Origin of the sequence: Bacillus sp. SIMBA_154, from assembly GCF_046536015.1 — a bacterium.
Taxonomy (GTDB): Bacteria; Bacillota; Bacilli; order Bacillales; family Bacillaceae; genus Bacillus; species Bacillus pumilus_P.
On sequence record NZ_JAWJBV010000001.1, the window covers coordinates 398,595 to 422,131 of the forward strand.

The 23,537-nt window shown below is 33.8% G+C and carries 45 protein-coding genes and 2 pseudogenes; 43 read left to right on the forward strand and 4 right to left on the reverse strand.

Going from position 1 to position 23,537, the window contains the following annotated elements:
• Nucleotides 1–9 precede the first annotated feature (9 nt).
• On the forward strand, nt 10–900 hold the full coding sequence (locus R0K30_RS02255; RefSeq protein ID WP_410608881.1) for a DUF3102 domain-containing protein: 891 nt from the start codon (nt 10–12) through the stop codon (nt 898–900).
• A gap of 43 nt (nt 901–943) precedes the next feature.
• Nucleotides 944–1,258: pseudogene (locus tag R0K30_RS02260) on the forward strand (Rha family transcriptional regulator); the annotation flags it as partial.
• 464 nt (nt 1,259–1,722) lie between these two features.
• On the opposite strand, the gene R0K30_RS02265 reads toward R0K30_RS02260, so the two are convergent.
• The gene (locus R0K30_RS02265) at nt 1,723–2,046 is read right to left on the reverse strand and encodes a hypothetical protein (protein ID WP_340911491.1); all 324 of its coding nucleotides are present in this window, start codon (nt 2,044–2,046) and stop codon (nt 1,723–1,725) included.
• 21 nt (nt 2,047–2,067) lie between these two features.
• Nucleotides 2,068–2,613: a hypothetical protein gene (locus R0K30_RS02270; protein ID WP_410608883.1), complete on the reverse strand. Its 546-nt coding sequence runs from the start codon at nt 2,611–2,613 to the stop codon at nt 2,068–2,070.
• 461 nt (nt 2,614–3,074) lie between these two features.
• Here R0K30_RS02270 and R0K30_RS02275 point away from each other — a divergent pair, with 461 nt between their 5' ends.
• Nucleotides 3,075–3,683 (forward strand): hypothetical protein, encoded by a 609-nt coding sequence (locus R0K30_RS02275; protein WP_342487314.1) that lies wholly within the window; start codon nt 3,075–3,077, stop codon nt 3,681–3,683.
• Nucleotides 3,684–3,865: 182 nt separating this feature from the next.
• Here the strand turns inward: R0K30_RS02275 and R0K30_RS02280 are convergent, their stop codons facing one another.
• Nucleotides 3,866–4,030, reverse strand: a complete 165-nt coding sequence (locus tag R0K30_RS02280; protein WP_268467204.1) for a DUF8096 family protein — start codon at nt 4,028–4,030, stop codon at nt 3,866–3,868.
• A gap of 162 nt (nt 4,031–4,192) precedes the next feature.
• Here R0K30_RS02280 and R0K30_RS02285 point away from each other — a divergent pair, with 162 nt between their 5' ends.
• The 8 genes from R0K30_RS02285 (at nt 4,193) to R0K30_RS02320 (ending at nt 10,058) form a co-directional block, all read left to right on the forward strand.
• A complete protein-coding gene (locus R0K30_RS02285) occupies nt 4,193–5,356 on the forward strand; it encodes an AimR family lysis-lysogeny pheromone receptor (RefSeq protein ID WP_410608886.1) in 1,164 nt (387 codons plus the stop codon).
• A gap of 28 nt (nt 5,357–5,384) precedes the next feature.
• Nucleotides 5,385–5,513, forward strand: a complete 129-nt coding sequence (locus R0K30_RS02290; RefSeq protein WP_268467210.1) for a hypothetical protein — start codon at nt 5,385–5,387, stop codon at nt 5,511–5,513.
• 244 nt (nt 5,514–5,757) lie between these two features.
• Nucleotides 5,758–5,943 carry a hypothetical protein gene (locus tag R0K30_RS02295; protein ID WP_268467212.1) on the forward strand — a complete coding sequence of 62 codons (186 nt, stop codon included), beginning with the start codon at nt 5,758–5,760 and terminating at the stop codon, nt 5,941–5,943.
• Nucleotides 5,944–5,955: 12 nt separating this feature from the next.
• Complete coding sequence (locus R0K30_RS02300; RefSeq protein ID WP_117730707.1) at nt 5,956–6,264, forward strand: hypothetical protein; 309 nt, start codon at nt 5,956–5,958, stop codon at nt 6,262–6,264.
• Nucleotides 6,265–6,322: 58 nt separating this feature from the next.
• Entirely contained in the window at nt 6,323–6,505 is a 183-nt protein-coding gene (locus R0K30_RS02305; RefSeq protein ID WP_187441825.1) for a helix-turn-helix domain-containing protein, read from the forward strand.
• 13 nt (nt 6,506–6,518) lie between these two features.
• The gene (locus R0K30_RS02310) at nt 6,519–7,601 is read left to right on the forward strand and encodes a tyrosine-type recombinase/integrase (protein WP_410608890.1); all 1,083 of its coding nucleotides are present in this window, start codon (nt 6,519–6,521) and stop codon (nt 7,599–7,601) included.
• Nucleotides 7,602–7,686: 85 nt separating this feature from the next.
• On the forward strand, nt 7,687–9,069 hold the full coding sequence (locus R0K30_RS02315; RefSeq protein WP_216927216.1) for a ParB N-terminal domain-containing protein: 1,383 nt from the start codon (nt 7,687–7,689) through the stop codon (nt 9,067–9,069).
• 2 nt (nt 9,070–9,071) lie between these two features.
• Entirely contained in the window at nt 9,072–10,058 is a 987-nt protein-coding gene (locus R0K30_RS02320) for a phage lytic cycle repressor MrpR family protein (RefSeq protein ID WP_216927215.1), read from the forward strand.
• 154 nt (nt 10,059–10,212) lie between these two features.
• On the opposite strand, the gene R0K30_RS02325 is transcribed toward R0K30_RS02320, so the two are convergent.
• Nucleotides 10,213–10,431, reverse strand: a complete 219-nt coding sequence (locus R0K30_RS02325; protein WP_044141742.1) for a helix-turn-helix domain-containing protein — start codon at nt 10,429–10,431, stop codon at nt 10,213–10,215.
• 186 nt (nt 10,432–10,617) lie between these two features.
• Between R0K30_RS02325 and R0K30_RS02330 the strand changes: the two genes are divergently transcribed.
• The 32 genes and pseudogenes from R0K30_RS02330 to R0K30_RS02485 all read left to right on the forward strand — a co-directional run bounded on the left by R0K30_RS02330 (nt 10,618) and on the right by R0K30_RS02485 (nt 23,478).
• Complete coding sequence (locus tag R0K30_RS02330) at nt 10,618–10,836, forward strand: hypothetical protein (protein ID WP_106037425.1); 219 nt, start codon at nt 10,618–10,620, stop codon at nt 10,834–10,836.
• 396 nt (nt 10,837–11,232) lie between these two features.
• Nucleotides 11,233–11,403 carry a hypothetical protein gene (locus tag R0K30_RS02335; protein WP_309217631.1) on the forward strand — a complete coding sequence of 57 codons (171 nt, stop codon included), beginning with the start codon at nt 11,233–11,235 and terminating at the stop codon, nt 11,401–11,403.
• A 101-nt stretch (nt 11,404–11,504) separates the two neighbouring features.
• Nucleotides 11,505–11,741, forward strand: coding sequence for a hypothetical protein (locus R0K30_RS02340; protein WP_106037427.1), 237 nt, complete (start codon nt 11,505–11,507; stop codon nt 11,739–11,741).
• Nucleotides 11,728–12,933, forward strand: coding sequence for an ATP-dependent DNA helicase (locus R0K30_RS02345; RefSeq protein ID WP_410608894.1), 1,206 nt, complete (start codon nt 11,728–11,730; stop codon nt 12,931–12,933). Before R0K30_RS02340 ends, R0K30_RS02345 begins: the two co-directional genes overlap by 14 nt.
• Nucleotides 12,934–12,950: 17 nt before the next feature.
• Entirely contained in the window at nt 12,951–13,112 is a 162-nt protein-coding gene (locus tag R0K30_RS02350; protein ID WP_410608896.1) for an RNase H family protein, read from the forward strand.
• 65 nt (nt 13,113–13,177) lie between these two features.
• A complete protein-coding gene (locus tag R0K30_RS02355; protein WP_410608898.1) occupies nt 13,178–13,399 on the forward strand; it encodes an RNase H family protein in 222 nt (73 codons plus the stop codon).
• On the forward strand, nt 13,396–13,788 hold the full coding sequence (locus tag R0K30_RS02360) for a hypothetical protein (protein WP_410608900.1): 393 nt from the start codon (nt 13,396–13,398) through the stop codon (nt 13,786–13,788). Before R0K30_RS02355 ends, R0K30_RS02360 begins: the two co-directional genes overlap by 4 nt.
• Before the next feature lie 43 nt (nt 13,789–13,831).
• Entirely contained in the window at nt 13,832–14,068 is a 237-nt protein-coding gene (locus R0K30_RS02365) for a hypothetical protein (RefSeq protein ID WP_410608902.1), read from the forward strand.
• A gap of 33 nt (nt 14,069–14,101) precedes the next feature.
• Nucleotides 14,102–14,365, forward strand: coding sequence for a hypothetical protein (locus R0K30_RS02370; protein ID WP_410608904.1), 264 nt, complete (start codon nt 14,102–14,104; stop codon nt 14,363–14,365).
• Between the two features lie 203 nt (nt 14,366–14,568).
• Complete coding sequence (locus tag R0K30_RS02375; protein ID WP_410609157.1) at nt 14,569–15,084, forward strand: SLOG family protein; 516 nt, start codon at nt 14,569–14,571, stop codon at nt 15,082–15,084.
• Between the two features lie 12 nt (nt 15,085–15,096).
• The gene (locus tag R0K30_RS02380; RefSeq protein ID WP_410608906.1) at nt 15,097–15,342 is read left to right on the forward strand and encodes a hypothetical protein; all 246 of its coding nucleotides are present in this window, start codon (nt 15,097–15,099) and stop codon (nt 15,340–15,342) included.
• 42 nt (nt 15,343–15,384) lie between these two features.
• Complete coding sequence (locus R0K30_RS02385) at nt 15,385–15,579, forward strand: hypothetical protein (protein WP_410608908.1); 195 nt, start codon at nt 15,385–15,387, stop codon at nt 15,577–15,579.
• 181 nt (nt 15,580–15,760) lie between these two features.
• Nucleotides 15,761–15,952, forward strand: a complete 192-nt coding sequence (locus tag R0K30_RS02390) for a hypothetical protein (protein ID WP_216927198.1) — start codon at nt 15,761–15,763, stop codon at nt 15,950–15,952.
• 26 nt (nt 15,953–15,978) lie between these two features.
• The gene (locus R0K30_RS02395; protein ID WP_410608910.1) at nt 15,979–16,134 is read left to right on the forward strand and encodes a hypothetical protein; all 156 of its coding nucleotides are present in this window, start codon (nt 15,979–15,981) and stop codon (nt 16,132–16,134) included.
• A 56-nt stretch (nt 16,135–16,190) separates the two neighbouring features.
• Complete coding sequence (locus R0K30_RS02400) at nt 16,191–16,898, forward strand: hypothetical protein (RefSeq protein ID WP_410608912.1); 708 nt, start codon at nt 16,191–16,193, stop codon at nt 16,896–16,898.
• A 75-nt stretch (nt 16,899–16,973) separates the two neighbouring features.
• A complete protein-coding gene (locus R0K30_RS02405) occupies nt 16,974–17,135 on the forward strand; it encodes a hypothetical protein (RefSeq protein WP_410608914.1) in 162 nt (53 codons plus the stop codon).
• A gap of 1 nt (nt 17,136) precedes the next feature.
• Entirely contained in the window at nt 17,137–17,331 is a 195-nt protein-coding gene (locus R0K30_RS02410) for a hypothetical protein (protein WP_410608916.1), read from the forward strand.
• Between the two features lie 4 nt (nt 17,332–17,335).
• Complete coding sequence (locus R0K30_RS02415; RefSeq protein ID WP_410608918.1) at nt 17,336–17,557, forward strand: hypothetical protein; 222 nt, start codon at nt 17,336–17,338, stop codon at nt 17,555–17,557.
• Between the two features lie 21 nt (nt 17,558–17,578).
• A complete protein-coding gene (locus tag R0K30_RS02420; RefSeq protein ID WP_410608920.1) occupies nt 17,579–17,893 on the forward strand; it encodes a hypothetical protein in 315 nt (104 codons plus the stop codon).
• 47 nt (nt 17,894–17,940) lie between these two features.
• Nucleotides 17,941–18,393 (forward strand): YopX family protein, encoded by a 453-nt coding sequence (locus tag R0K30_RS02425; RefSeq protein ID WP_410608921.1) that lies wholly within the window; start codon nt 17,941–17,943, stop codon nt 18,391–18,393.
• Nucleotides 18,394–18,430: 37 nt separating this feature from the next.
• Complete coding sequence (locus R0K30_RS02430) at nt 18,431–18,826, forward strand: hypothetical protein (protein WP_263463345.1); 396 nt, start codon at nt 18,431–18,433, stop codon at nt 18,824–18,826.
• 284 nt (nt 18,827–19,110) lie between these two features.
• Nucleotides 19,111–19,541 (forward strand): annotated as a pseudogene (locus R0K30_RS02435) (hypothetical protein).
• A gap of 27 nt (nt 19,542–19,568) precedes the next feature.
• On the forward strand, nt 19,569–19,772 hold the full coding sequence (locus R0K30_RS02440) for a hypothetical protein (RefSeq protein WP_142395346.1): 204 nt from the start codon (nt 19,569–19,571) through the stop codon (nt 19,770–19,772).
• A complete protein-coding gene (locus R0K30_RS02445; protein WP_410608924.1) occupies nt 19,773–20,171 on the forward strand; it encodes a hypothetical protein in 399 nt (132 codons plus the stop codon).
• On the forward strand, nt 20,168–20,473 hold the full coding sequence (locus R0K30_RS02450) for a hypothetical protein (protein WP_106037445.1): 306 nt from the start codon (nt 20,168–20,170) through the stop codon (nt 20,471–20,473). Before R0K30_RS02445 ends, R0K30_RS02450 begins: the two co-directional genes overlap by 4 nt.
• The gene (locus R0K30_RS02455; RefSeq protein WP_410608927.1) at nt 20,473–20,769 is read left to right on the forward strand and encodes a hypothetical protein; all 297 of its coding nucleotides are present in this window, start codon (nt 20,473–20,475) and stop codon (nt 20,767–20,769) included. The genes R0K30_RS02450 and R0K30_RS02455 overlap by 1 nt, the downstream gene beginning before the upstream one ends.
• Nucleotides 20,766–20,930 carry a hypothetical protein gene (locus tag R0K30_RS02460; protein ID WP_189288412.1) on the forward strand — a complete coding sequence of 55 codons (165 nt, stop codon included), beginning with the start codon at nt 20,766–20,768 and terminating at the stop codon, nt 20,928–20,930. Before R0K30_RS02455 ends, R0K30_RS02460 begins: the two co-directional genes overlap by 4 nt.
• A 189-nt stretch (nt 20,931–21,119) precedes the next feature.
• On the forward strand, nt 21,120–21,899 hold the full coding sequence (locus R0K30_RS02465) for a hypothetical protein (RefSeq protein WP_410608929.1): 780 nt from the start codon (nt 21,120–21,122) through the stop codon (nt 21,897–21,899).
• An 11-nt stretch (nt 21,900–21,910) separates the two neighbouring features.
• Nucleotides 21,911–22,057, forward strand: coding sequence for a hypothetical protein (locus tag R0K30_RS02470; protein WP_216927177.1), 147 nt, complete (start codon nt 21,911–21,913; stop codon nt 22,055–22,057).
• A gap of 12 nt (nt 22,058–22,069) precedes the next feature.
• A complete protein-coding gene (locus tag R0K30_RS02475) occupies nt 22,070–22,891 on the forward strand; it encodes a hypothetical protein (protein ID WP_410608931.1) in 822 nt (273 codons plus the stop codon).
• A gap of 2 nt (nt 22,892–22,893) precedes the next feature.
• Nucleotides 22,894–23,070 carry a hypothetical protein gene (locus R0K30_RS02480; RefSeq protein WP_217012410.1) on the forward strand — a complete coding sequence of 59 codons (177 nt, stop codon included), beginning with the start codon at nt 22,894–22,896 and terminating at the stop codon, nt 23,068–23,070.
• A gap of 42 nt (nt 23,071–23,112) precedes the next feature.
• Nucleotides 23,113–23,478, forward strand: coding sequence for a hypothetical protein (locus tag R0K30_RS02485; protein WP_410608934.1), 366 nt, complete (start codon nt 23,113–23,115; stop codon nt 23,476–23,478).
• Nucleotides 23,479–23,537: the final 59 nt, after the last annotated feature.

Genomic DNA, 23,537 nt, shown 5'->3' on the forward strand with positions numbered 1-23,537 from the left:
TTGATTAATATGTCAAATGAAATCCAATTACTTTCAAATGACTTAAACATCATTACAGCAGAAATAAACTCATATAAGCAAGTAGCTGGGCAGGCCATATTTGAGATTGGTAGACGGTTGAAACATGTAAAAGAGAATGATTTAGTTCATGGTGAATGGGAGAAATGGTTAAGCAAGTATATCCATTTCACGGATAGACAAGCAAGAAGGTTTATTCAGATAGCTGAGGAGTTTAAAACGGACGACGTCGTCCGTTTTGGAAGCTCCAAACTGTTTGAAATAATTCAGATTAGTGGAGAGCTATCCCCACGAGAATTCATCGACTCATCTCACCAAATACCATCCACAGGTGAGACAAAAACTGTAGATGAAATGACTGTACGTGAGTTGCGTGAAGTTAAGAAAGCGTTGAAGGCAGCTGAACAAGATAAGAAGCGATTAGAACGTGAGTTAGATGAAGCTAAGAATATGGATCAAGATGAATTAATTGAGGATTTAAAAAGAGATATTGAGTATAAAGAAGAGTTAGTCGATAATGAGAAAGAGAAGACAGCGTTATTAAAAGAGAGACTTCAGGATACTGAATTACAATTAAAGAAGCACGAAGAATTCAAGAAAAAAATTAAAACAGTTACTGAATCTGAAGACAGTATGGGTAAGCTAGTTGCTGCTACAACTGAAGTATCAAATTTCATGTTTCTTGTTGAGGATATGCTTCAAACTGTAGCGCCCATAAAGTATTCAAATGCAATTATGAGTGTTTCTGAAAGTAAAACAGCGAGAGAGAATTTACTAAGTACAGTTAATAGAGTCGAAGCGTGGTGTCGTGAAGTGAGAGCGACTATAGACAAAAATGATGCAATTGATGTTTTAGAGGAGGTGAATGAATATGCCAATTAAATTATATGGATTTGGACGGGGAGCATAATGTGGAAAGTGGGGAGTGTATCTCCACTTTTTTGTTTGTTTTTTTGCATTTCCCTTAAAGGTAATTGAACAGAATGGACAGCTTTTGGTAGATAGCAGAGAAGTGGCTGAGATGACTGGAAAGAGACATAATCATCTAGTGAGGGATATTAATGGGTATATCAACGTTTTAAGTCAAAACCCAAATTTGGGGGCTGACCAATTCTTCATTGAAAGTTCTTATGAATCAGGAACAGGAAAACCTTATAAATGTTTCTTCCTTACTCGTAAAGGCTGCGATATGGTTGCTAACAAAATGACTGGAACAAAAGGTTTATTGTTCACAGCTCAAATTTGAATCATGCTCAAGTACCAAAATGGTACTCGTATTACCATCATTTCAAATAAGGGTATTCATTCATCGCAGATGACGAGCTATGTTAAACATAGGGCGTAGTTTCAACCGACACCCTCACAGCTCAATTTTGAGCCGTCAAATTATGAAGTAGTAATAAGCTGATGTCATTTGAAATGACGGGAGATGGCGTCACGAATCGTTACGTCATCAATAAACAAATACTCACTCACCACAAAATTGTGGTCAGTAAAAAATTTATGGAATAGGGTGTAGTAAACAGAGTATGTAGAAGAAGATTTTTCACTCAGTAATCTTTCCGAGTGAAAATATGAAATGAGCTCAATTTTGAGCCGGTCTCATTTGAAATGACACCGGCTTCTGAATAAAATGATGTTTTTAATAAGAAAGAGGAGCATATAAACAGCTCCCCTTTTCACACAATTTACTTACGAAGGCCATTAATTGAATTTCTTTTTTAATCCATCCATCATATCTGCAGCATAAAAAGATTGTAAGAGTTCATCTACATTGATTTTTTTATCCTTCTTGCTTAGAAATTGATTGATGATCTTTTCATATTCATCTCTAGTATTTCCTTCAATATCTGAAAGGTTTAATTCTTCACCAAAGTGTCTAATAAACGCTGTCCTTGTTATATCATATGCCTTTTTGTTTTCTTCTTCACAGGTGCAAAATGCTCCCGAGAGAGTGATAAGGAATTGAACGTCTTCATCGTCTAAACCATTGGCTTTTTGGAACTGAATAAATTGATTTTGTGACATATATAGTTACCATCCTTTTATCTAAAGTATGAGTAAATCAGCAGTGAGAACAATGTATTCAACAACAAGTCCGATTGTATCAGCTACACCCGAATCTATATGTTTTTTAAGTTCTGCAGAAACAACTTTTCGAGCCCTACCAGCTGCATTTTTTGGAGTATCAATAATTTTTTCTAATTCTTTAATGATCTTGTTTGCATTTTTGACAGTACCATTTACAGCTTCCTTTCCAAAACGTTGCTGTAAAACCCATTTTGCCCAGTCGTTATTTACTAAGCCTTTAATTACTTTGATTGCTGCCTTAATAGCTGCACCCTTAGGGCCATTTGTAGTAGCAAGTGGATCATTGTTAGCATTCTCAATAGCTTTAAATGCTTGAAGCAAGGCTTCTTGTTTTTCTAAAGGTACATCTCTTAGAGCAAGTTGTTTCTGAAGCTCAGTAGGATTGATAGTTACTACCAAATCTTCTGTCTGTTCGATCTTTTCTGCTGCATGTGTAGCTGTAGTTGGAATAAATACTGCTGCTGATATGAGAACTAGCAACATCTTAACAAAAAACTTTTTCATTGGAATACTTCCTTTCTAATCATTTTTCAATAGTGAGGATATCACAAAATGAAATAAATTTTACATAAATTAGAATAAACAGTATTTAATTCACACGCTTTTTGTCATTGTTTCATTCAATGTATTACTAATTTCCCGCACCTAAAAAGGGGGATATTTACACACAAAAACAACTTTAAACCTAACCCTAGGAGTTGCTCCTTCTAATTTTTTGCAAGTATTTCCTTAAAATGAAGCTTAGAAACTTAGGCTGTTTTATGAGGTGCGAAATTGAATTTTAGGACTCTGAAGAGGAAAATATTGGTGAGTATCGACCAGCTATATGCTAAAATAACACTTATATAGAGAGGTGTAGCAATGCGTTTAAATACAATTATTTTGGGTTGAGTATTTATAGAAGATTAAAAGAGAGACAAAAGTTATTAAAATAAAATCATTCTTTTAATGAAAGGCGGGATCAAATGAAATTCACATTATTAGACAATGCTGTAGATTCCCTTAACGCAACGCATAGTTCAATTCAGGTAATGCTGGAATTGACTGAGGGGCACGATCATAGAATCAAAGATGCAATACTATCCATAAATCATGCTGCTGAATTGCTTTTTAAATATTTATTAAAAAGTAAAAACGAATATTTGGTTTTCAAAGACCTTACTTCATATATGAAGGCAAAAGAAGAAATGATTAAACAAAAGAAAAATAGTATTTTTGAAGTTTCCCCAAACATACAAACTGTTGGTTTTTCTGAAGCGATTAGAAGGCTTGAACTTCTTTGTGATATAGAAGTGCCTCAAAAATTTAAAAAGGCAATGACATATTTAAACAAAAAGAGAAATGAAATTATGCATTATGAAATTAATTTGAGTGTGGAAGAAGCAGAAAAAGTATACAAACAATTAACAGATTGTTATGAGCTATCAATTGAATATTTTTCAAAACATATTCCTAACTTGGAGGATATGGTCGGTGACGCAAGGTTTGAGTTGCATAATGATGACTTATTTGATGAGCCAGATGTTGAAGCAATGGTTGATGATGCATATTACGATAGTCTTGATGAGCGGTAAGGGGATAATGTATTAAAGTAATTGTTAATTTAATTTGATAAGTTGGATTTGCAATAAAAGAAGTATTTCATTTAGAAGGTGATTAAACATGATTATTGAAGCAATTAAAGTTGGAGGCTAAGGATTATAGGAGGTGAGATTATGGCTGATATTCGTCCAGGAGGATAAGAGTGGAGGAGGGATTAAACCCTCTTTTTCATTCCACATTTAGCACACTTACGTATGAATTCGCCTTTAGATATAGTGGACTTAAATTGAGCTGTATCACAATTGTCGCAACGGCCACTATTCTTATCAGGGTATTCTCGAATGTCGTAGATCTTTTCTAAATCAATTTCTTCTAACATTAAAATGATGAACTCCTTTAGTTTATTATTCATCACTATACTAATGATTTATGAAAAGGAAGTCAAAACTCAATTAATAAAATGCAAATAACATATAATTTATGGTTGACTATACAGAGTAAACAAGTTATATTTATAATAAGAAGATAAGGAGGTCATTTAGTGGATATAAAGAAAGTATTAAAGACAAAATGTGAAGAATATCCTTCGTTAGCAGCAAAATTAGCTAGTTTGGCAGGATATTCACAAACATCAGGTTTTTATAAATTTTTAAATGAACAAGACAGACCCCTTAAGAGCTTTAACTCCTTATTAAAAATTGTTCGTTTTGTTTTTCCACAAAATGAAAGTGAATTAATACAAAGGTTTGTTTTAAATACAGATCCACGTAAGCAATTAGCTAGAGATGGGTTGGAGTACGCTTCATCTAATAATCTTAATGAATTCACCGAAGAATTAATTGAAAAATTGCAAAGTTCTACAAATGCAGAAAGCAAAGAATGGGCAAATGTCTACAAATTACAAAAAGAGTTACTGGGCAATAAAATTGATGAGTTTGAAACAACAGAAAAGCTACACTCTCTAAAGCTTAAAACAAAGGAAATGAAACTTTTCAGCAGAATTGTGCTACTACATAACAGAAATTTAAACACTGAATTCAACCGAATGGAAGAACTTAATGAGCAAATAAACAAATTTGACTTTAGTGACTTATGCAATGAATATATTGCTGGTTCGTACAAAAGTAGGGTTTACGCAATTAATTCTGATGCGTTTTTAGCGCAATTAAGGATTGATGAGGCCAGAAGATTAGCAAATCTAGCTACAGAATTAAATATTTCAAATAGGTTTGTAGTCTTTGGCAACTTACACAGCGGAAATTCATATATTTTTAGTGATTATGATACTGCAAAAAAATATTTTCTTAAAGCACTTGAAGCCAGTAATGATAATGAAATATATACAAAACAAGTTTATCGTTCATTAAGCTTTTTAGAAAATTACTGGGGCAAAGAAAATAAGTACCTTCCTTTAGAAAAAGAACACTATTCAGATAAACATGAACATGCTTTTTACCATATAAAGAACAATCAAAACAAGAAAGCTATTGAGATATTAAACTCAATTGATTTGAAAAAACTGAAGCCTGGACAAAAAGCTTTTAATTATTTTTATCAAGGATTGATCAGCAAAGATAAAAGAGACTTCTTTAAATCTGTAAAGTTTTTTAAGGAGTCTGGAGACAAATTTTTTATGCAACTACCATTAATTGAACTCAAAAAAATGAATGTTGAAAATGAAATTTTGGAAATTTTCGCAATGTAGTCTTTACAACTTGAAGGGAGGTGATATAATGAAAAAAATGATTCTAGTTTTAACGTTAGTATTGGTAGCAGCAACAGGTGTAGCAGCAGGAAATGATTTTGAACAAGCTAAATCACATACAACAAACAAGTTAGCTGATCCAGGTCGTGGCGGTTGATTTAAACAAAAATAAATATTAGCAATACATAGCATGACGTTTGGCTCTACTGAGCTAAGCGTCTTTTCTAATTTAAAGGGAAAGTGCCTGTAGTCTTAAACCTAAATGAATAGGAACTAAATTAACGCATTCAAAAATAATTAAAAGAATGTGTTATTTGTCATGAAAAAGGCTTTACATATGTTTTTTTATCCATTAAAATATAAATAAGACATACGGAAATATCTAATTTAGGGGGAGAACTATGTTAGCTGCTAGAAAAGACAATGTTATAAATTTTAATAAAACTGTATATGCTCGTAAGATAGATAAATTCGGAGGAGAATGGTTTAATCATAAAGAAAATACAAATAACATAGATAAGGAATTTAAAAAAGAACAAATTAGAAAGTCGATGATTTCTGGATACATGAAATTATTGAATAGTTAGGAGGTAAGGCTAGTGATTGCATCACCAGAAAAAAGCTGTGCGGACATTGAGTATCAATACGAAATAATCAACAGCTTAAAAGAAGAGCTCACATATTTACGCAGCCTTAGTTTTTCAATCAATTCACCTGTTGATCTGTATAGGGTTAAACAAGCTGTAGATGCATACTTAAAACAAATAGATGAGTTTTCTTTTAATCAAACCGTATTGAGAAACACATATACTGGAGATCTTCTCGCAGCCTATAGTAAAAGAATGGAATTCATTAAAGAACTTCGAAAATCTGTTGAATATGAATTCGAGTATTTTATCACTACATAAAATTAACATCAATGGGCAGGGCATCTAAGATACATAAGCATTCGAAGGAGATGTGCCAGTGCCTAATAACTTAATTAATATTATAGAACAATCAAACAAAACTATTGAGAGTGTAGCTGCTGAATCAGGCATCTCAGTGAAAAGGCTAAGCCAAATCATCTCTAATCCTGAAGAGGCTAGGTTAATTGAAATGGCAAAAATAGCGATTGTTCTTAACTCAACCATTGAAGAATTAATGTGAAGGAGGGAGAAAAATGAATTCTAAACCAGTTCCATTAAAGGAATACACGGTGTATAACGATATTATGACTTATCTAAAAAAGATTGATGATGAAGGATCAGTAGGCAATACAAGTCACTTTACAAAAGCAAAAAGAAGGCACAGTATGTTTGAGACAAACACTGCGGTGAACTACTATGGGGACATTAAACAATTTTTTAAACACATTAAACCTGAAGTGGGTATCGAGTTTTTAACACCGAGCGATATTGAAATTACTTCAATTGACTTAATAAACTTTAGAAAACATCTAAAAGAAGAAGGTTTAGCGAATTCAACAATCAATCGTAAAGTAATATCAGTTAAAGGATTATACAAGTTTCTTAAGACAGTTAGTACTTATTCTTCTTTAATTGATTTAGATCAATTTGGATCAGCAAAAAAATTAAAAGAAATCTCTAAGAGTTACGGCAAAACCACACAAACCGAAGCAGAAAGAATTGCTGAAAATATGTTATTAGAGCGGGAGAATGGCCTGAAAAAGAAACTGCTCACTAAATTTCTAATTCGTACTTCCTTTAGAATTGAATATGCACTTACTGTTAGATGGATGGATATCAAGAAAGTTGATGGTGAATTGTATAAAGTTGAAGCGTTGAACAAGGGTTCGTATGTAGTTTCAACTGGCCTTCATGAAAATTTTTTGAATGAGCTGCAACAATTAAAAAAACAAAACAGCATGGATAACGATTTAGTATTTGGTGGATTGACATCAAGATCTTACAGAGAATCGTTCAACAGAGCTTTGGATAGATTAGGAATACCTGCATCAAGAAACCTTAAACCCCACTCTTTAAAGGGAGTTGGGATAGATATAGCATATGAAGAGTCTGGCAATGATATACGAATTGCTATGGCTCAGGGGAATCATAAAGATCCTAAGACTCCACTTAGATATTTAAGTAAAAATGACAATATCGAAAATTCTGCGGGTATATTGATGGATAAAGAAGTGGATTTTTCATTAATTGAAAGTGCTTCAAAAGAGGATTTTGTCAATTTTTTTCGAAAAGCAGATAGGGGAACTATGCAAAAGTTCCTAGAATTTGTGAGGTAAGTTTACATTTACATTAATTTTGTGACTATAAATTGATTTAATATCATTTGTTTGTTATTTTTGTTTTAGAAGAGGTGAGTATTAAATGAACCTGGTTATTTTCGATAATGAAAAAGACGCTTTATTAAATGAAACTATAGAAATGCTATTGCAAAAAAATAAGCACGATAAACATTTTAGAGAGAGCCTGCAAAATATTCTCTCTCACAAAGGTGTTTCACCAGGTGAAACAATGAATCTTATTATTAGGTTTGGTAGGAAGGAAGTGCTTCGAAAAGAAGAAAAATACCTTTTAGCTTCAGGTATATACGAAGTGACTAAAGATGAAAAGATTAATCCAGTTAATTATTTCCCTGAAAGAATAATACAAGAAATTGAAACAACATGGGAAGGCTTTTCGCAAAATAACAATGAGATTAGTTTTCCTATAACCTTTGAAGATGTTACGAAAGTTGATGACAATAATTTTACTTTCTTACTTAAAAGAAGTGAAATAGCAAAAATGTATGAGAATCATTTGCTTCAATATAACCCTAGAACTCAGAGAACTAGTGAGACCAAGAATTTTGAATTCTTAGGTGGTGAAATACCTATTCCTGAGCTTAACCAAGAAGCGGTAGAGCAGATTGCTCAAAAAGCAATTGATGGTACATTAATAAGTTCAACATTAATATTTAATGCAAGATTTGGCTCATCGTCTGAGGGTATCGAGATCTCTTACGATCCACATGAAAGAAGTTTGACGGTCATGACAGATACTCTGGTTGATGTAATTGATGGTTATCATCGTATTGTTGGTATTTCTAAAGCAGCAAGGTCTGGCAACTTTGATGACAAATACATGAAAGTGGACTTTTACAACGTAACTCAAAAAGTTGCTAGGCAGTTATTTGGGCAACATAATACAATGACTCCAGTTAGACTATCGAAACTAAAAGAAATGAACGAAGAAAATCCTGTGAACAAAGTTGTTACTCATATTAGAGACAACAGTGTAATTGGACAAAGAATAAGTTTAGATCATGATGTGATTGCAACTCAATCAGATTATTTATATTCCTTAAATGATGTAGTAAGTGCAATAGAGGCAACAAAATTCCCTAAGTTGCTGAAAGATCAAATAGCTGTAAGGAAAATTGGTGTCTTTTTGGTTGAATTCTTTGATGAATTAACTGAGCTGTATTACGAAGAATTTCTAGGAGACAAATTTGAGCAAGCCAAAAAAACTATTGTAATAAATAAAAACATTTTGGTTGGGTTCATGGAAATAGCATATTTCATGTACACTTCTGGTATTAGTGCATCAATGACGCAACAAATAATTAAAAAAATGAGACTTAGCTTTATTAGAAGTAATCCAGAGTTAAAAGAACACAAAATTCTAAATAAAAAGAATGAAGTAACTCACAGTAAAAAACATGTTATTAAATATTTTCAATACAAATTGAACGAAGTAGAAGGTGTATAGCTTTGTATAACGAGGAGTTTAAGAAAACTTATTTAGATACATTAAGTAGTGATAGTCAACTAAAGCAAGCCTCCCTTTTATTTAGTCATTCACAAAAAGAAGAAAAAATAAGGGATAAAGACTTATTTGATTTCACAACTGATGAAATTTTGAATGTGCTAAGAGCGATGTATTCAACTTCTCTTGCATCTTTGGAAACATTCTTATACACCATGATAACTTATATAGATTGGTCGATTGCAAACGGTGTTACAAAAGGGAGTAATAATTTAGCTAGGTTGATAAAAACCAATGATCTATTGTCATGTATAGATTCATCATTAAAACTATATATAACTAAAAACGAATTGGAAAAAATGTGCGAAGAATTAATTAATGCCCAAGATAGAGCCTTGTTTAGATTGCTTTTTGAGGGCATATTAGGTTACGAGGCAAGTGAAATGACCAGTCTTACAAGAAGTGATATAGAAAAAGCGTTAAATAATAATAATATGCTAACTGTACATGATTCAAAAAATGGTGAGAGAACAATAAAAGTAGAGAAAGCAACCTTGCAAGACTGTCTTGAAGCAAACCTTGAAACAGAATATAGACCATTGAATGGGAAACCAGGGCTTAGAAAGCCATCATTAAGTTTAGTTGATAATGAATATGTAATAAAAACAAAACTGACTAATGCGATTGGGCAAGGACAAGCTTCAAGAACTGTAGTAAGTTCTACTTTTAGAAACCTTAAAGAAATTTTTGGTTTTTCATTTTTAAGACCTATCGGTATAGTTAAGTCAGGCCTTCTATATGAGGGCTATAAGCTAATATTAAAAGGGGAAGAGTTGGACAGAAAAGCTCTTAATGAAATATATGAGGATAGGAAAGTCCAAACAACTGATTTAAATCAAAAAATCATCTCAGATCGAAGAGAATTCATGAATGAGGAAACCATAAGAAAATATTACGCAGATGAACTTAAAAAAGAAGGCAAATCTTTATGATTTGTCTCTTTTTTATGAAAAATTCTAAATAATTTCCCTATTCGACAAAAAAAGACAAAATATTGCGTATACAACCTGTTATGCTTATAGTAGTATAGTCTTATCAGCGAATTCGCTGATAATGGAGGTGTACTGAGACAATGGTCTCAGTTAATCAATGTCGTATCCTAAACTCAAATAAATCGTCAATCTTGCATCCTAAAGCCATAGCGATCTTCGCTGCTGTTTTAATGCGGATGTCTACAGGTTGATTAATTATTTGAAAGATGCTTTGTGGTGTCAAGCCAGTGGCACGTGCCAAGTCAGCCTGTGTCCAGTTTTTTTCCTTTAGAAGCTTAGGAATATGACATTGCCCGATCTCTACATTTAACATCGGACAACCTCCAGTTTTGTTGTTAAAATGTACAAGCTCTATTACATATCATACCAATCAAAGTGAAATAAAAAAAGAAAAAAATACTGTAGCTAATATTAGAGCTTAGATGTATAATGAAAACAAGAAACAGAACACATGTTCCTTTTATGTTGCAGGAGACTAATCAGATAGGGAGAAATGAGTATGGCTAAGTTTAGAACCTGCTTCGTTATAAGCGCTGATACATTTTTAGATATTGAAGATGTTGAAAATACTGAGGCTGCGTATAAAAAAGCGGAATTGGTAATCTCACCGTTCGAGCTAACAACAGATATTATATTGAAAATAGGAGACAAAGAAATAAAATTAGAATCTGGATGTTTGGATATCACATTAATAGAAGATGTTGAAGAAATAGATTAAACCTAAAATAACATAAATCCTACATCTAAGATTGCGAGCACCTTGCTTTTGGATTGGAAAGAAGATAGCTAAATATGGCAAATGTCAATATCAAAAGAAAAGACTACCAGGATATTAATCTAAAAATCAATGTGGACAAACTAAGTGAAATGGAGTTTACCTTCGAGCTAATGTTTTCGGGGAAAAACAATAATATTGCAATAACAATGAATCCCTCAGACTTGATACAGCTGAGGGATAAAATTAATCAAACAATTTTTAAGCTGTCATAAGAGCAAATAATGCTCTTATTTTTATGTAAGCAAAGAAAAATAACAAATGTCTATTGACAAGGAAAGGAAGAGTATCGTAACATTAAAATACAAATAACATATATCGATAAGGAAGGAGTTCTGTTTGGAAATATTAGAATCAAAGTTGGAAAAGATTGAGGGTTCCATTTCTAATTTCAAAAGAAACTTGGAAAAAGGTAAGTCTGAAGCTATTGGAGATATTCACTCAATAATTGAGTATGGATATGAATTACTCTACATATATGAAGCAGCAGCTAAAGAAGATAAAATGTAAGTTTTATTTAGACTCTAGGAGGTGAATGCTATATCGTAAAGGAATATTTTTTCGAAATTAAAAATACAAATTACATTCATTCTGAAGAAATGATAACTGAGATGTTTAATATTGCAAATGGCGAAGCTGAAAGTAGGGATACATTGATTAAGTCAATTAGATTTATTGATGAAGATGTCTCATATTCCATTGGAGATAGTGTAGAGGGCTTCATGGGAGCTAAGATATATTCTATCTATGACTATCGTGAAGAGCCAGAGAAGGCGTTCTGGATTCATTTAGATAACGGTAATCAGTTCTTTATAAATAAGGGGAAAGTAATTGTTGAACATTATTAAGGAGGAGAGTATATCGACTAAGAAATTTGAGTTATCAGAGATGCAACAGGAAGCTGTAAGGATTATTGAAGACTGGTTTAAGAATTCAAAAAAGAAATCATTTTTCTTGGCTGGATATGCTGGGACAGGAAAAACAACATTGGTTGAGTACATAATTAAAAAATTACAAATGAAAGATAGCGAAGTGGCTTTTGCTTGTTATACAGGCAAAGCGTCCTTGGTGGTAACAAGAAAAGCAAATGGGAAGTATACAGCAAGTACAATACATAAACTTATTTACAACGTGAGAACAGATAGAAATGGTGACTTGCAATTAGAGAGAAAATCAAAAAACGAATTATCTCATTTAAAGCTGATTGTAATTGATGAAGCATCAATGGTGGATGGTAAGATCATGAAAGATCTGAAGTCATTCGGTATTAAAATTCTATTCATAGGAGATACAGGACAATTACCACCTGTATCACAAGATGGAATTGAAGATTTCATGACTATGTTTAACAATCCAGATTTCACCCTTACTGAGATTCATAGACAGGCAGCTGAAAACCCTATAATTAAATTGTCCATGATGGCTAGAACTAAACAAAAAATTGAACCTGGTGTATATGGCGAAAATAAAGAAGTTGTGGTTATTGATAAATCAACGTGGGAAGCTCATAAAAATAGACTGTATAAAACTGCTGATCAAATTATTTGTGGGTTCAATAAAACAAGGTCACATATTAACGGTGAGATTAGGGAACTTTTAGGTTTCGACTCAATTTATCCAATGATTGGCGATAAATTGATATGCCTGAAGAACGATTGGGAGAAATCAGTCAACGATTATTCACTAGTTAATGGAATGACTGGTTATGTACATAAAGTATACAGCAGTGATGAAATTAAAAGGGATCCTAAATATGAGTCAACAGTTATTGATTTTAGGCCAGACTTTACAGATGAACTTTTCAAAGAACTTTATATTCCAAATGATTCAATAGGGAATCCAGGCTTTAAATTATTGCCCTATGATGAATCTGATTACAATCGTTTTGATTTTGGGTACGCAATCACTTGTCATAAATCTCAAGGATCACAATGGGACAATGTTGTTGTAATAAACGAAGTACTAAATCATGAAACACATCATAGATGGCTTTATACAGCTATCACTAGAGCTGCTGAAAAACTTATACTTGTTGTTTAATTAAGGAGGAGAGAGCTATGGAAAAAGTAATTGTATACACTGATGGCGGTTGTAGAGGGAACCAAAACGAAACAAATGTTGGAGGCTGGGGAGCAGTCTTATCATATAAAGGGAAAGAAGTTGAATTGAAAGGCGGCAAGCTAAACACAACAAACAACGTGATGGAGCTTACAGGCTAAAACACATAAAGACAAATAACATACATATTGAGGTTTATGCAGACTCTGCATACGTTGTAAATGGTATGAACAGCTGGGTGAAGAATTGGATTAAAAACAATTGGCGTAAATCAAACAAGAAACCAGTTGAAAATAAGGAACTCTGGATGGAATTAAACGAGCTTGTTAAGAATCAAGCGTCAGTCACATTCTTAAAAGTAAAAGGACATAGTGGAGATGCAGGGAATGAAAAGGCAGATGAGTTGGCCAACAAAGCAATGGATGAACTTGAGAGTGTGACACCATGAATATTAGAGAGAAGTTTCTGGAAAACAATATTCCATACGACCGTATCGACAAACAACTAATTAACTTAATAGACATTTTAAATTTTAAGCTGGGTTTGAAAACTCGTCACTGCTGTTTTGGACATGAGCCAATGGATGAAATCTATGTAATTTTTGAAGATGATGTCAATCAGAAAGAGGATATGATTTTAGAGCTTGCTGAATTAGCAGGAAGAGAGTGGATGAAACTTCATCTTAGCTTTAAAAAATGGGCTAGATTTTCACCACTAATGTTCAATTGCCAGCTTGTCTTAACAAAGAGATATGAGGATCCTGAGGATGCTAGTAAATATAAATACCTGAGAACGATTGAAGAGTTCTTTGAGAAATATGCCGAAAACGTTAAATAAAAGATGCATTTCATATTAAATTAGAATAGGAGAGTAATTAATAATGAATTCTAAACACGGATTAAGTCAAGGAAGGTTAAATGCAGCTAAAGATTATACTAGGATTTTTCTGGAAAATGTCAACAGAATTGAGTTGATGTATCAGCTTTCTGTAAACAAAAGGGTGGATGGAAAAGAAGCTGAGAATTTTATTGCAAGACACATAAAAGAAATCGAACGTGATTGGGAACGGTTTAAAAGCTATATTGAACAAAGAGATGATATGAGGGAATTAGTTTAAAAAGACTGTTTTAAGGGAAAGGGTGTGACTTGTATGAGTATGTATGATCGATTGAAGAAATGGGATGATGTTATTGGTTTCCTTAAAGAAGTAGATTATCATCCACAATGTTTTACAGTTAATTACTTACCAGAAACAGACGAATATTCAATTTGGATTGGCAACCAGCCGTATCATTCTTATGAAAAGTTGATTGAACTTGAAGAGAAAGAACATTACGAAACAAAAAAGAAGCTTGAAACAGAAATTAAAAATATGAAAAGTGAAATTGATTCATTACAGAAATTACTAACCTAATATTCCAGAGTTTATTGAAAGGAGTAGATGAATTGCCAGTCGATTTCAAGAAACTGTCTAAACAAATGTCTGATCCTGAGTGGATAAAGCAGCAAGAGGAAGCCAGAGAAGAAGAAAGGCGTATCTTCGAAGAAAATGAAAAAATAAGACATAAAACTGTGTGCTTTACAGGTCATCGTCCACAAAAATTAGGTGGATATGATATGAAGAATCCAACAATGCTGAAGTTAAAAGAAAAGCTTCTAGAAGTGATTGAAAAATTGATTGAAGAAAATGAAAGCGATCGATTTATCACAGGCGGTGCTTTAGGTGCTGATACTGCTGCGTTTTGGTGTGTACATATTATGAAAGAGAAGTATCCTTATATCAAAAATATTGTTGCGTTGCCATTTGAAAGTCAAGATAAGAAATGGTCTCCAGAGCAACAGGCTTGGTACAGAAAGATGCTTGAAAAAGCAGATGAAGTAATCAAAGTAGATCAAATTAAAAATTACAAAGACAATACAGTTCCAACTGGAGAATACACAATTGAGAAGCTAAGTCGAAGAAACGAGTACATGGTGGATCACAGTGGGAGTATTGTAGCGATTTATGATGGTAGCAGGAGCGGCACATCAAACTGCTTGTACTATGCTCAGAATAGATATTTAGGACATGAAATATGGAGACTGTATCCGCAATATGATTTTCAATTAGACATTTATTATACACCTAGCTAGGAGGTGAGTGCTGTGAATAGCAAATTTGAACGAATGAAGGAAGAAATGGAAGAAGTCAATGAAGTTTATTATAAGATTTACACTTCCAATAAACCCAAGTATTCAGTTGTTACATTGCAGTGGTTTGATGAATTAAACTATCAAGACTCAGACTTCTTGACCAATCGCCAGGGAAACCACTTGAAGTTTGAAAGTGAACGGGATGCCTTAGAATGGCTTTTCATGAATGTGTCTAGAGAATTAATAGATTTAGAGTAAAGCCAATAAAAGGATTATTTCATAAGAATTGGGAGGGGAAGTATGAAAACAGTTGTAACAAATTTAATGGTAAGAGATATTATTTTAGATATTGTCGATGAAGAATCATCTATTAGAACTCCAGAGGAATTGGCAGATTATCTTTTGAAGCACCAAGACAATGAAACAATTTTCACTGAAGGATGGGAGAGTAACGTTGATTTAGAGCCATTTGACGATTCTGAGTGGGAAGATTAAATATATAGAAAGGTTGAGATATTCATTAAAATAATAAATTACATATATTTCGCATATCAAACAGCGAAGTTTAATCTTATTTGGTATAAGATGCACCATAAAGCAGAAATAAACATCTTTGAGAACTGCAGCTGGAAGTCATATATAGCATACAAACAATATAAGAAGGACGGTGAAAGAAGTGGACAAGGTAATTTTTAAAAAAGACATTGCTCTTGCAGAGTATCCATATACTTTATATTTCATAAAGGATAAAGAATATGAAGTTCTTGATGAGGATAAGGAATATATTTATGTTGGACATAAAACAAATTCAAATCAATGTACTAAAGTTCCAAAGACAGATGAAGGTACATTGTTTGAATATAAATAACACACATCTTGAGGGAGATAATACATATGAACAATATGAAGAAATTGATTAAAGAAAACGTTAAATTGAAAATGAAGCTGGCAGCTAATGAAGAAGCAATTTTGAAAGAGAAGGAAAAAATGAGAAACAGCAAATTGATTAAAATCATGATGAATGATAGACACTCTGGTTTATCAGTTTAGATGAAATCGTGATTTTAAGGAGAATACATTTTAAATATAAGAAAAGGGGAATAGCAATGGACTTAAATAAAATGGTTATGAAGAGCTTGACAAAGATGGAGACAGAAGGAAAGGTGCAAGAAATTGTTGATAATCATGTTGCTAAGACAATTGGTTCAATTGTTGGAGATCTTTTTGGTAACTGGAGTGAGTTTTCTAAAAACCTGAAGAAACAAGTAGAAGAGGAGTTACAAGTGAATCTTAAAGAACTAGACTTAGCTTCTTATAATACATTCATTATGAAAGCTGTAAAAGAAAAGTTGGATGATTCAATTGCAAGTGAAGGTGTGAAGAGAATTAACGAAACAATTGATGCATTATTAGATTCAGCAAAATCTGAATACAGCCTATCTGAACTTGTAAAGGAAATGGCTAAAGAGGTTGATACAGATGACTTCGGATATGATGATTACCATGAAATGACAATGATAATTGATGACACTTTTAGTTTATCAAAGATCATCTATCTAGATAGCGAAAACGACAAAGAAAAGTACGATTGTAAATATACATTTTGGGTGAACAAGGAAACTGCTAAAATTAGCAACATTCAAATCAAAGAGAACAGAAGCCATTCAAGAGACGTAAATGAATTTGATGCACGGGCTATCATGAGAGGATTCCGTGGGTTAGAAGAAATTCTGTTTAAAATGTATGCACGTGGTTCGAAATTGGTTGTTGATGAAGAAAATGTCGAACTTGAGATTACCAATGCTGAATATTGACTGATTTGGCGTTGTGAAACTCGACTTAAATAGGTATTAGATAAAAGATAGTTTTTAAACAAAAGGAGGAGCTAAATGAATAAGTATCAGAAGTTTTCTCAAGAAGTATTGCAACTTGAAAAGGAATACGGAATGTTTATTGATACAATTCAAACTGATATTGGTACAGTAGAGTTGGTTGTTGTCGATGAGGAATCTGGTAGGTTTCGACCACTTTGGAATGGAGAGACAGAATGAGATGCCTATAAAGCCACTTAAGAGAGTGATAGTTGAAAGTACCGAAGAAGGAATTGAGATTAGCAGATTACCAAACAATGAAGAAATTGCACACAAAGTCAATGAAATTGTAAGGTTTGTGAATACTTTAGAAAGCAAAAAAGTGGATAAGCCTGATCCTATACAGAACTTATTTTCAAAAACAAGAAAGTGGTGATGAAATGACTGCAATAGGAAATGAACAATCGCAAGTGCATGTGTATATTGAGGGTGCTTGGATTGATCAGTCATTTAGAAACTTAAAGGCTGGTCAAATATTTAAAATACTGCAGGATGAAGGGATTGGTGTATACACAGCGATTAGCAATGCCTGGTACGATGAGCTATACGAACAGTGGATGGTACATATTGAAGAAGATCACGGCGGATTAATTAAAAAATAACATATATTATGAGGTGTTTTTTTGAAGGTTTTGGTCAGAGACATAAAGTATCTTATGAAGACAGGAGTATTAAAGCAGCCTTTGGCAGGACTGATCTTTGTAAATCTGTTTATTTACCTCTTATCCAGAAGTAATGGTAATGGTGAATTCGTGAATATGGAATTCTTATGGGGATTGATAAATATCTCATTCATTACAGTTGGTGTTATAGGATACATAATTTATTGGAAACCGATGATTCAAGAAGAAATGGATATGATCGAACTAGAAATTATAAATAATAAAAAGTTGATGAGATATGACAGATTAAAAAAGAAGTTTGATAAGTTAGGGTAAAACAGAGATTTTATAAAGAAAAAATAAAATGAAATGGAGGCTGTACAATGAGGGAAATCAAGATTCGAGGAATGGGTATCAACGGAGAATGGTATTACGGTGATCTATCAATCATTAAACAAAGAATTAAAAGCATGGACATTAATCCTGGTTCTTATATCTCTAATAAAGCTGGCGTTCCATTTGCTTACAGAGTGAGGCCGGAAACAGTTGGGCAATACACCGGATTGAAGGACAAGAACGATCAGAAGATTTATGAGGGGGATATTTTAAAAAGAACAGTCACGGTTGTTATGTACGGTTCAGGCAAACCACCTGAAGATATTGTTGAATACATGAAAGTTGAGTATCGAGAAGATTATGCGGGCTTCTATATCGGAGAAAGGCCACTGTTTGTTTATGTGGACAATACTCGTGATGTCGATACTGGCTGTAGATGCACCAAAGCAGAAGTCATCGGCAACATTTACAAAGATCCTGAGCTTTTAGAATCTAAATAAAAACGATATTTCAACCAGAGTCCAGGGAGGTAATGAAATGAACTTATATGAAATTATGCTAGAGCACTTTGCACCCAAGGGAAGTGAGCGGGGCATCTTTACATATGTGCTTGCTCAATCTGATGAAGAAGTATATGAATGGTTGAAAACTGATCCAAGCCTGTCTGACGGCAGGGCAGTCTATACCCCATATCAAGACAACGAAGCAGATGGTAAAACATATGCAATTTATAATCAGAGCTTTGATATTGTTGGTCATGAAAAATATAAAGATCGAATGATTCGATTAAAAGGTGAGTTGAATGATGAAGTTGAATTAACCGATCTTTATTACGGAATGACCTTAGTCGGGTGGAGTATGGTGAAAGCGGATATTCCAAGTGAACAAATTGAATTGTTAAAAGATACTGGCATCAGTATTGAGTCTGCATAAAAGTAATTTTTTAAACAAATGCAATAAAGTAGGGTTAAAGTGACCCTACTTATCTGAAGAAAACTGAATAAATTAAAGCCATAGGAAGTCCTATGTAAAAGAAAATCTTGAATAGCAGAGTTTTAGAGTACTCTGCAATAGAATCTATGAAATCCTCAATGTAATATCTCACAATATCACCACCATCCAAAGTAATTTTATCAGAAAATGTTAGGTTGTTTTATTAAATGAAAATTACGGAATGATTACAAATATATAGAAAGCAGCTAAGGAGGAGAAGAGAAATGCCAAAACCTGAACAGCTTAAACGAATGAGTGAAATAAACGAGCTGATCCAGCTATAGCAAGAATTGATCGCAGAACATTCTACTGTAAATCAAAAGATCGAGTTGCTTCTTTCAAATTTAAAACCAAGCTATTTTTTATTGACGATTACACAGGAGAATATGTTTATCCATATGAATGGCACGGTCGAGCTAACGGATTTTCTCACGGAGGGAACATGTGGGAGCTGATCAACCGTTTTAGGGAATTTATCATCACAGGTCGATATGGCGATCTCAGAGATTACAAAGAAATATGGGCTTACAGTCGTGAGGGCTGTGAAAAGATTCGTCAAAAGGCGAAGGAAATCGGATTTATTAAAACTGTGGACTACCCATACAGTTTCAGAGAATGGCAGACATACAGTTTCAGAGAACAGAAAGCAAACTAACAGCCTAGCGGCTTAGGAGGAATATCTGTGGAAATTCGAATTGAAAAAAGAAAAGAAGCTGGTTCTTGTAATTATTGCGACAGAGCCACAATCTACGGAAGAAGTCGGGTGCAATATCCTTACGATGAAGTTATTCATGTTAAAGGAAATCAAACCAGCACACGCTTCTGTAAGGACTGTTTCAAAAGATTATCTGAGTTTAATCAATACGTTAAGCAGGAGGGATACTGAATGACGAGCGTAAAAACTGAATTAAATAGGCTCATAGAAATCACTGAGAAAGTATCGCCTAAAGTATTTATTAATCACAATAATGAGTTGATCTTAGTTCCAACCAAAAACATATATTTTAGATTAGAGGATGTTAAAACAAACCTTGATTTAAAATGTAAGGTTTTAGCTTGGCTATCTCGACCAAGTTGCAAAGGAGTAGGTCACTACTGGCAAAAGAGAGTGCTTCAAATATTCAACGAATTTTTAGGGACTAACTTCTCTAAAGAAGAAATGGACAATGTTTATACTCACTTAGGAAATGATGTTAATAGAGAATTGAGCATTAGTTTTATTGAATCAGGTTATGACCTGTCGGTATTACCAAATGAACAACTAGCAAAGGAGGAAGCACAGTGAATCTCAGTGATAAACAGCGAAAATGTCTCGATGAATTGAGCGAAAGTAAATGGGTTGTTCCAGAATCCATAGAGGAATCCGTAAAAGAGATGCTAAAAGTTCTTCATGAGCTGGAAGATAAAGAACAGGTTTTTCAAGCACGTTATGATCATCATATCTCACAAAAATATGAAGCAATGGCAGGGAATTTTGATGGATGGAGCAGTAGTGCAGATGCTAGAAATCACCACGCATTGAGTGCAAGCCTTGTTTACCAGGATGCATTAACGGCAGGAATTAGATTGAAAGCGGAGGGTGACTAATGGCAAAGGTATTGTTGAATCAAACTCTCTATCAATGTGAACAGTGCGGAAAACGTCTTCTTACGCCGCATGGTGCTAAATTACATGAAATTAAGTATTGTTCAGTTGTTAGACAGAGAGAAGCAATGATTGAACATAAGAAACGTCAGGAGTTCTGTGAACACAAACATATGGAAATGAGCTATATTACGCCATTGGGAGAAGATCATTTGCAGATACCCGACTTTGAATGCTGTGCAGACTGCGGCATGACAGAAATGGATATTGAGAAGAAAAACAAGGGGGAAGTAGAGTGAACGAAACATTTCCATGTATTCAATGTGGAAAAGTAACAACTAAAGATATTGAGTTTTGTTGTGATGGTTATGAGTGTGGATGTAAAGGTCTTCCTATCCACCCACCAACGTGTAGTAAGGAATGTGATGAAAATTTCTTTGGCAGAGGTGAAATGAAATAAAGAAAATTGAAAAATCATTATTCGAATCAGTAGACACAGTAAAGAAAATGAATATGACAATGAAAAACTGGAAAAAGAAACATTTCATACTTACATTACTTAATGTAAGCGTACTTGCTATTATATTCACCCTAATTATCATACATAACTTCAAATAAAAACAACCTTTTAACGAAAGTGAGGAATCTAATGTTAAACGAATTAAAGCAGGTCACATTAAATAAACAAGCTGATTTAGATTACTTGTGTAATGCATATTCAACCATTCTCAAGGAAAAAGACAATGTTTTAAGCAACCTAAATACATACTTAGCAAGTCTAACCATTGTCCAAAAGAATTTATTTAATGCTTTAGACAAGGAAGCAAAGAGTAAGTTTTCAATAGATATTAGACAGCGAGTTTTGCAGCTTCTTAATGAGTATGTGGGAAACATATACGATGGATGTAGTGTCAAAATATCTACTGCAAACTTAAACCCCTTCGTAATTATAAGCGATAAAGGCAGTGTTCTTAGAGTAAATTGGGAATCAAAAATATACGGACGAACTGTTGATTGGTCTTCAGAAAAGCACTACAAGAGAATGGATCAAGACCTTGAAGACAGAATTCGAGAGTTTGAAGTTGATATTAAACGATACACTGAAGTTTTAAAAAGTCCCTTAATTGGACTTTTAAAAGATAATAATCGATTCATTAAGAACCCATTTAAGTACATAGCAGTTCAATGTTTCACGTTACTGGTTCATCCATTTAAAAAGAATGAATACATTGATTTGCTTACAAAATTAATTAAAAACCATGAAGATGGAATTAAATCGTGTCACAAAGAAATTAAAAGGAATAATGATATATTGAAAAAACAGAGGGAGTTAAAGCCTGAAATAGACAAGATATTTAAAGTTTGGGAAGAACATTTAAAAGGGCTAGGCTATAGAGAGGTAAAGTCCAACTCTCCTGAGCTTTATTAGGAGGATATATGTTGAACTCAGAAGTATTAATTAACAAATTACAAGCAGATAACAGATTATTGAGAATCGAAAATGAGAAATTGAAACACCTTTTAAGCAATATTGAGCATCGTGGAATGGAAAAGGATATCAAATTAAAAAGAAAGCAAATCTATTGAGGGGGAATTGAATTGACTGGAACTAAGTATAAAACAGAGAAACGTAAGGCGGAAGCAGGCGAACGGATTCTAATCACGAATGACGAATATTCATTTGGTTACTATGAAAACGGGGATGTGGTTATTGTAAGTAGCGTCTTCGCTAAAGGTGTTAAGGGTGAGGGGGACGGGTGGTTTATTTTGCACAATGAATACGAAGTCATCGTCGGAGAACACACGCCCGCACCGAACCTTGACGAGATGGGCTATGACGAATTAGTTTCGCTAAGCGAAGACGTAATGAAGACGTTAAGAACACGTTCATATAAACTAGGCTACGATCAAGGGCGATTTGATGCGGATATCGAGGCGGCGCACGGTACATATGAGAAGTCCGATCAGCAGAAACGGGATGAGATCGTTGCGCAGGCGAAAGAGGATGTAGAAGATTTGGTCATAAAACACTTCTTCGTAACTAAGGCTGATTTTATCGTAAATGCCGCAAAAAGAACCGTTGTAGCTTTAAAGAAGTCGTTGATAGACACCAGAATTCTTCGTAGAGGAATCGCCAAATGCGCTCCTAACGACTGCTTCAACGCACACATCGGGAAGGCTATTGCGTTAAGACGTGCGTTAGGACTCGAAGAGCCAACGGAGTATCTAAACGTTCCGCAGCCGACAGAAGTACATGTGGGTGACGTTGTGAGAGGACGAACGGCATTTAGAATGGATACATATGAAGAAACGGTAGGGGAAATCGAGGGCGGCAAATACAAATATATCGGAGGAGATTTCGACTATACAGAAGATGCTGATCTCGTAGTCATCGACGATTCGAGAGTGGGTGAGGGCTAATGATGGGTGACAATGAGTATATTTATAACAAAGCCATGGAAGAAGCAACGAAAGTTCTTGGCGCTGATCCGGCATACTTTGGTGAGGAAGGTAATACAGAAGTTGAGCGTCAATTGATTAAGTTAGGGGTAAGCCTAGAAGATTTCAAAAAGCAGGTGACATTTTATGAAATGCGATAAAACATTCGTTTTAAATTAAAAATAAGATATAGAGGTGATTGTATGACAGTTGTTTTAAGTCCAGAGATTCACGAGGTAGTTGAATATTTTAAGAAAAATCTTGGCTATTCAGATAAACATCTCTATTTGGGGTTGGTTCAATTTGATGTAATGAAAGATAAAAACCCTGAGCTTGCTGATGTGATCTACAATTTCTATAAAGAAAAGCCTGAAAGCTTTATTGCTGCTTTTAAGCATGGGTATGTGGTAGAGCAACCAATTGAATTCGACGAAGCTATTCTAAGATTTTTTAACAGGGAAGAATTAAGCGTTGTACATAAAAATTCGGGTGAACGTTATAAAGTTTGGCTAGAGATGAAGAAGTACCCTGTAGACTTTGATATCAGAACATTAGACATGTGGAATTGAAGCGATTGTTGCTGCGAGTGGACAAAATGAATAAGCTCATTAATAGTCCAAATCAGAGG

Excerpts from the sequence above, each read along its gene's own strand:
- R0K30_RS02255 (WP_410608881.1), top strand. The coding sequence starts at position 10 with ATGTCAAATGAAATCCAATTACTTTCAAATGACTTAAACATCATTACA.
- R0K30_RS02265 (WP_340911491.1), bottom strand. The coding sequence starts at position 2,046 with ATGTCACAAAATCAATTTATTCAGTTCCAAAAAGCCAATGGTTTAGAC.
- R0K30_RS02270 (WP_410608883.1), bottom strand. The coding sequence starts at position 2,613 with ATGAAAAAGTTTTTTGTTAAGATGTTGCTAGTTCTCATATCAGCAGCA.
- R0K30_RS02275 (WP_342487314.1), top strand. The coding sequence starts at position 3,075 with ATGAAATTCACATTATTAGACAATGCTGTAGATTCCCTTAACGCAACG.
- R0K30_RS02280 (WP_268467204.1), bottom strand. The coding sequence starts at position 4,030 with ATGTTAGAAGAAATTGATTTAGAAAAGATCTACGACATTCGAGAATAC.
- R0K30_RS02290 (WP_268467210.1), top strand. The coding sequence starts at position 5,385 with ATGAAAAAAATGATTCTAGTTTTAACGTTAGTATTGGTAGCAGCAACA.
- R0K30_RS02295 (WP_268467212.1), top strand. The coding sequence starts at position 5,758 with ATGTTAGCTGCTAGAAAAGACAATGTTATAAATTTTAATAAAACTGTA.
- R0K30_RS02310 (WP_410608890.1), top strand. The coding sequence starts at position 6,519 with ATGAATTCTAAACCAGTTCCATTAAAGGAATACACGGTGTATAACGAT.
- R0K30_RS02315 (WP_216927216.1), top strand. The coding sequence starts at position 7,687 with ATGAACCTGGTTATTTTCGATAATGAAAAAGACGCTTTATTAAATGAA.
- R0K30_RS02325 (WP_044141742.1), bottom strand. The coding sequence starts at position 10,431 with ATGTTAAATGTAGAGATCGGGCAATGTCATATTCCTAAGCTTCTAAAG.
- R0K30_RS02330 (WP_106037425.1), top strand. The coding sequence starts at position 10,618 with ATGGCTAAGTTTAGAACCTGCTTCGTTATAAGCGCTGATACATTTTTA.
- R0K30_RS02340 (WP_106037427.1), top strand. The coding sequence starts at position 11,505 with ATGTTTAATATTGCAAATGGCGAAGCTGAAAGTAGGGATACATTGATT.
- R0K30_RS02350 (WP_410608896.1), top strand. The coding sequence starts at position 12,951 with ATGGAAAAAGTAATTGTATACACTGATGGCGGTTGTAGAGGGAACCAA.
- R0K30_RS02355 (WP_410608898.1), top strand. The coding sequence starts at position 13,178 with ATGAACAGCTGGGTGAAGAATTGGATTAAAAACAATTGGCGTAAATCA.
- R0K30_RS02360 (WP_410608900.1), top strand. The coding sequence starts at position 13,396 with ATGAATATTAGAGAGAAGTTTCTGGAAAACAATATTCCATACGACCGT.
- R0K30_RS02365 (WP_410608902.1), top strand. The coding sequence starts at position 13,832 with ATGAATTCTAAACACGGATTAAGTCAAGGAAGGTTAAATGCAGCTAAA.
- R0K30_RS02370 (WP_410608904.1), top strand. The coding sequence starts at position 14,102 with ATGAGTATGTATGATCGATTGAAGAAATGGGATGATGTTATTGGTTTC.
- R0K30_RS02375 (WP_410609157.1), top strand. The coding sequence starts at position 14,569 with ATGAAGAATCCAACAATGCTGAAGTTAAAAGAAAAGCTTCTAGAAGTG.
- R0K30_RS02385 (WP_410608908.1), top strand. The coding sequence starts at position 15,385 with ATGAAAACAGTTGTAACAAATTTAATGGTAAGAGATATTATTTTAGAT.
- R0K30_RS02395 (WP_410608910.1), top strand. The coding sequence starts at position 15,979 with ATGAACAATATGAAGAAATTGATTAAAGAAAACGTTAAATTGAAAATG.
- R0K30_RS02400 (WP_410608912.1), top strand. The coding sequence starts at position 16,191 with ATGGACTTAAATAAAATGGTTATGAAGAGCTTGACAAAGATGGAGACA.
- R0K30_RS02405 (WP_410608914.1), top strand. The coding sequence starts at position 16,974 with ATGAATAAGTATCAGAAGTTTTCTCAAGAAGTATTGCAACTTGAAAAG.
- R0K30_RS02410 (WP_410608916.1), top strand. The coding sequence starts at position 17,137 with ATGCCTATAAAGCCACTTAAGAGAGTGATAGTTGAAAGTACCGAAGAA.
- R0K30_RS02415 (WP_410608918.1), top strand. The coding sequence starts at position 17,336 with ATGACTGCAATAGGAAATGAACAATCGCAAGTGCATGTGTATATTGAG.
- R0K30_RS02425 (WP_410608921.1), top strand. The coding sequence starts at position 17,941 with ATGAGGGAAATCAAGATTCGAGGAATGGGTATCAACGGAGAATGGTAT.
- R0K30_RS02430 (WP_263463345.1), top strand. The coding sequence starts at position 18,431 with ATGAACTTATATGAAATTATGCTAGAGCACTTTGCACCCAAGGGAAGT.
- R0K30_RS02445 (WP_410608924.1), top strand. The coding sequence starts at position 19,773 with ATGACGAGCGTAAAAACTGAATTAAATAGGCTCATAGAAATCACTGAG.
- R0K30_RS02455 (WP_410608927.1), top strand. The coding sequence starts at position 20,473 with ATGGCAAAGGTATTGTTGAATCAAACTCTCTATCAATGTGAACAGTGC.
- R0K30_RS02465 (WP_410608929.1), top strand. The coding sequence starts at position 21,120 with ATGTTAAACGAATTAAAGCAGGTCACATTAAATAAACAAGCTGATTTA.
- R0K30_RS02480 (WP_217012410.1), top strand. The coding sequence starts at position 22,894 with ATGGGTGACAATGAGTATATTTATAACAAAGCCATGGAAGAAGCAACG.
- R0K30_RS02485 (WP_410608934.1), top strand. The coding sequence starts at position 23,113 with ATGACAGTTGTTTTAAGTCCAGAGATTCACGAGGTAGTTGAATATTTT.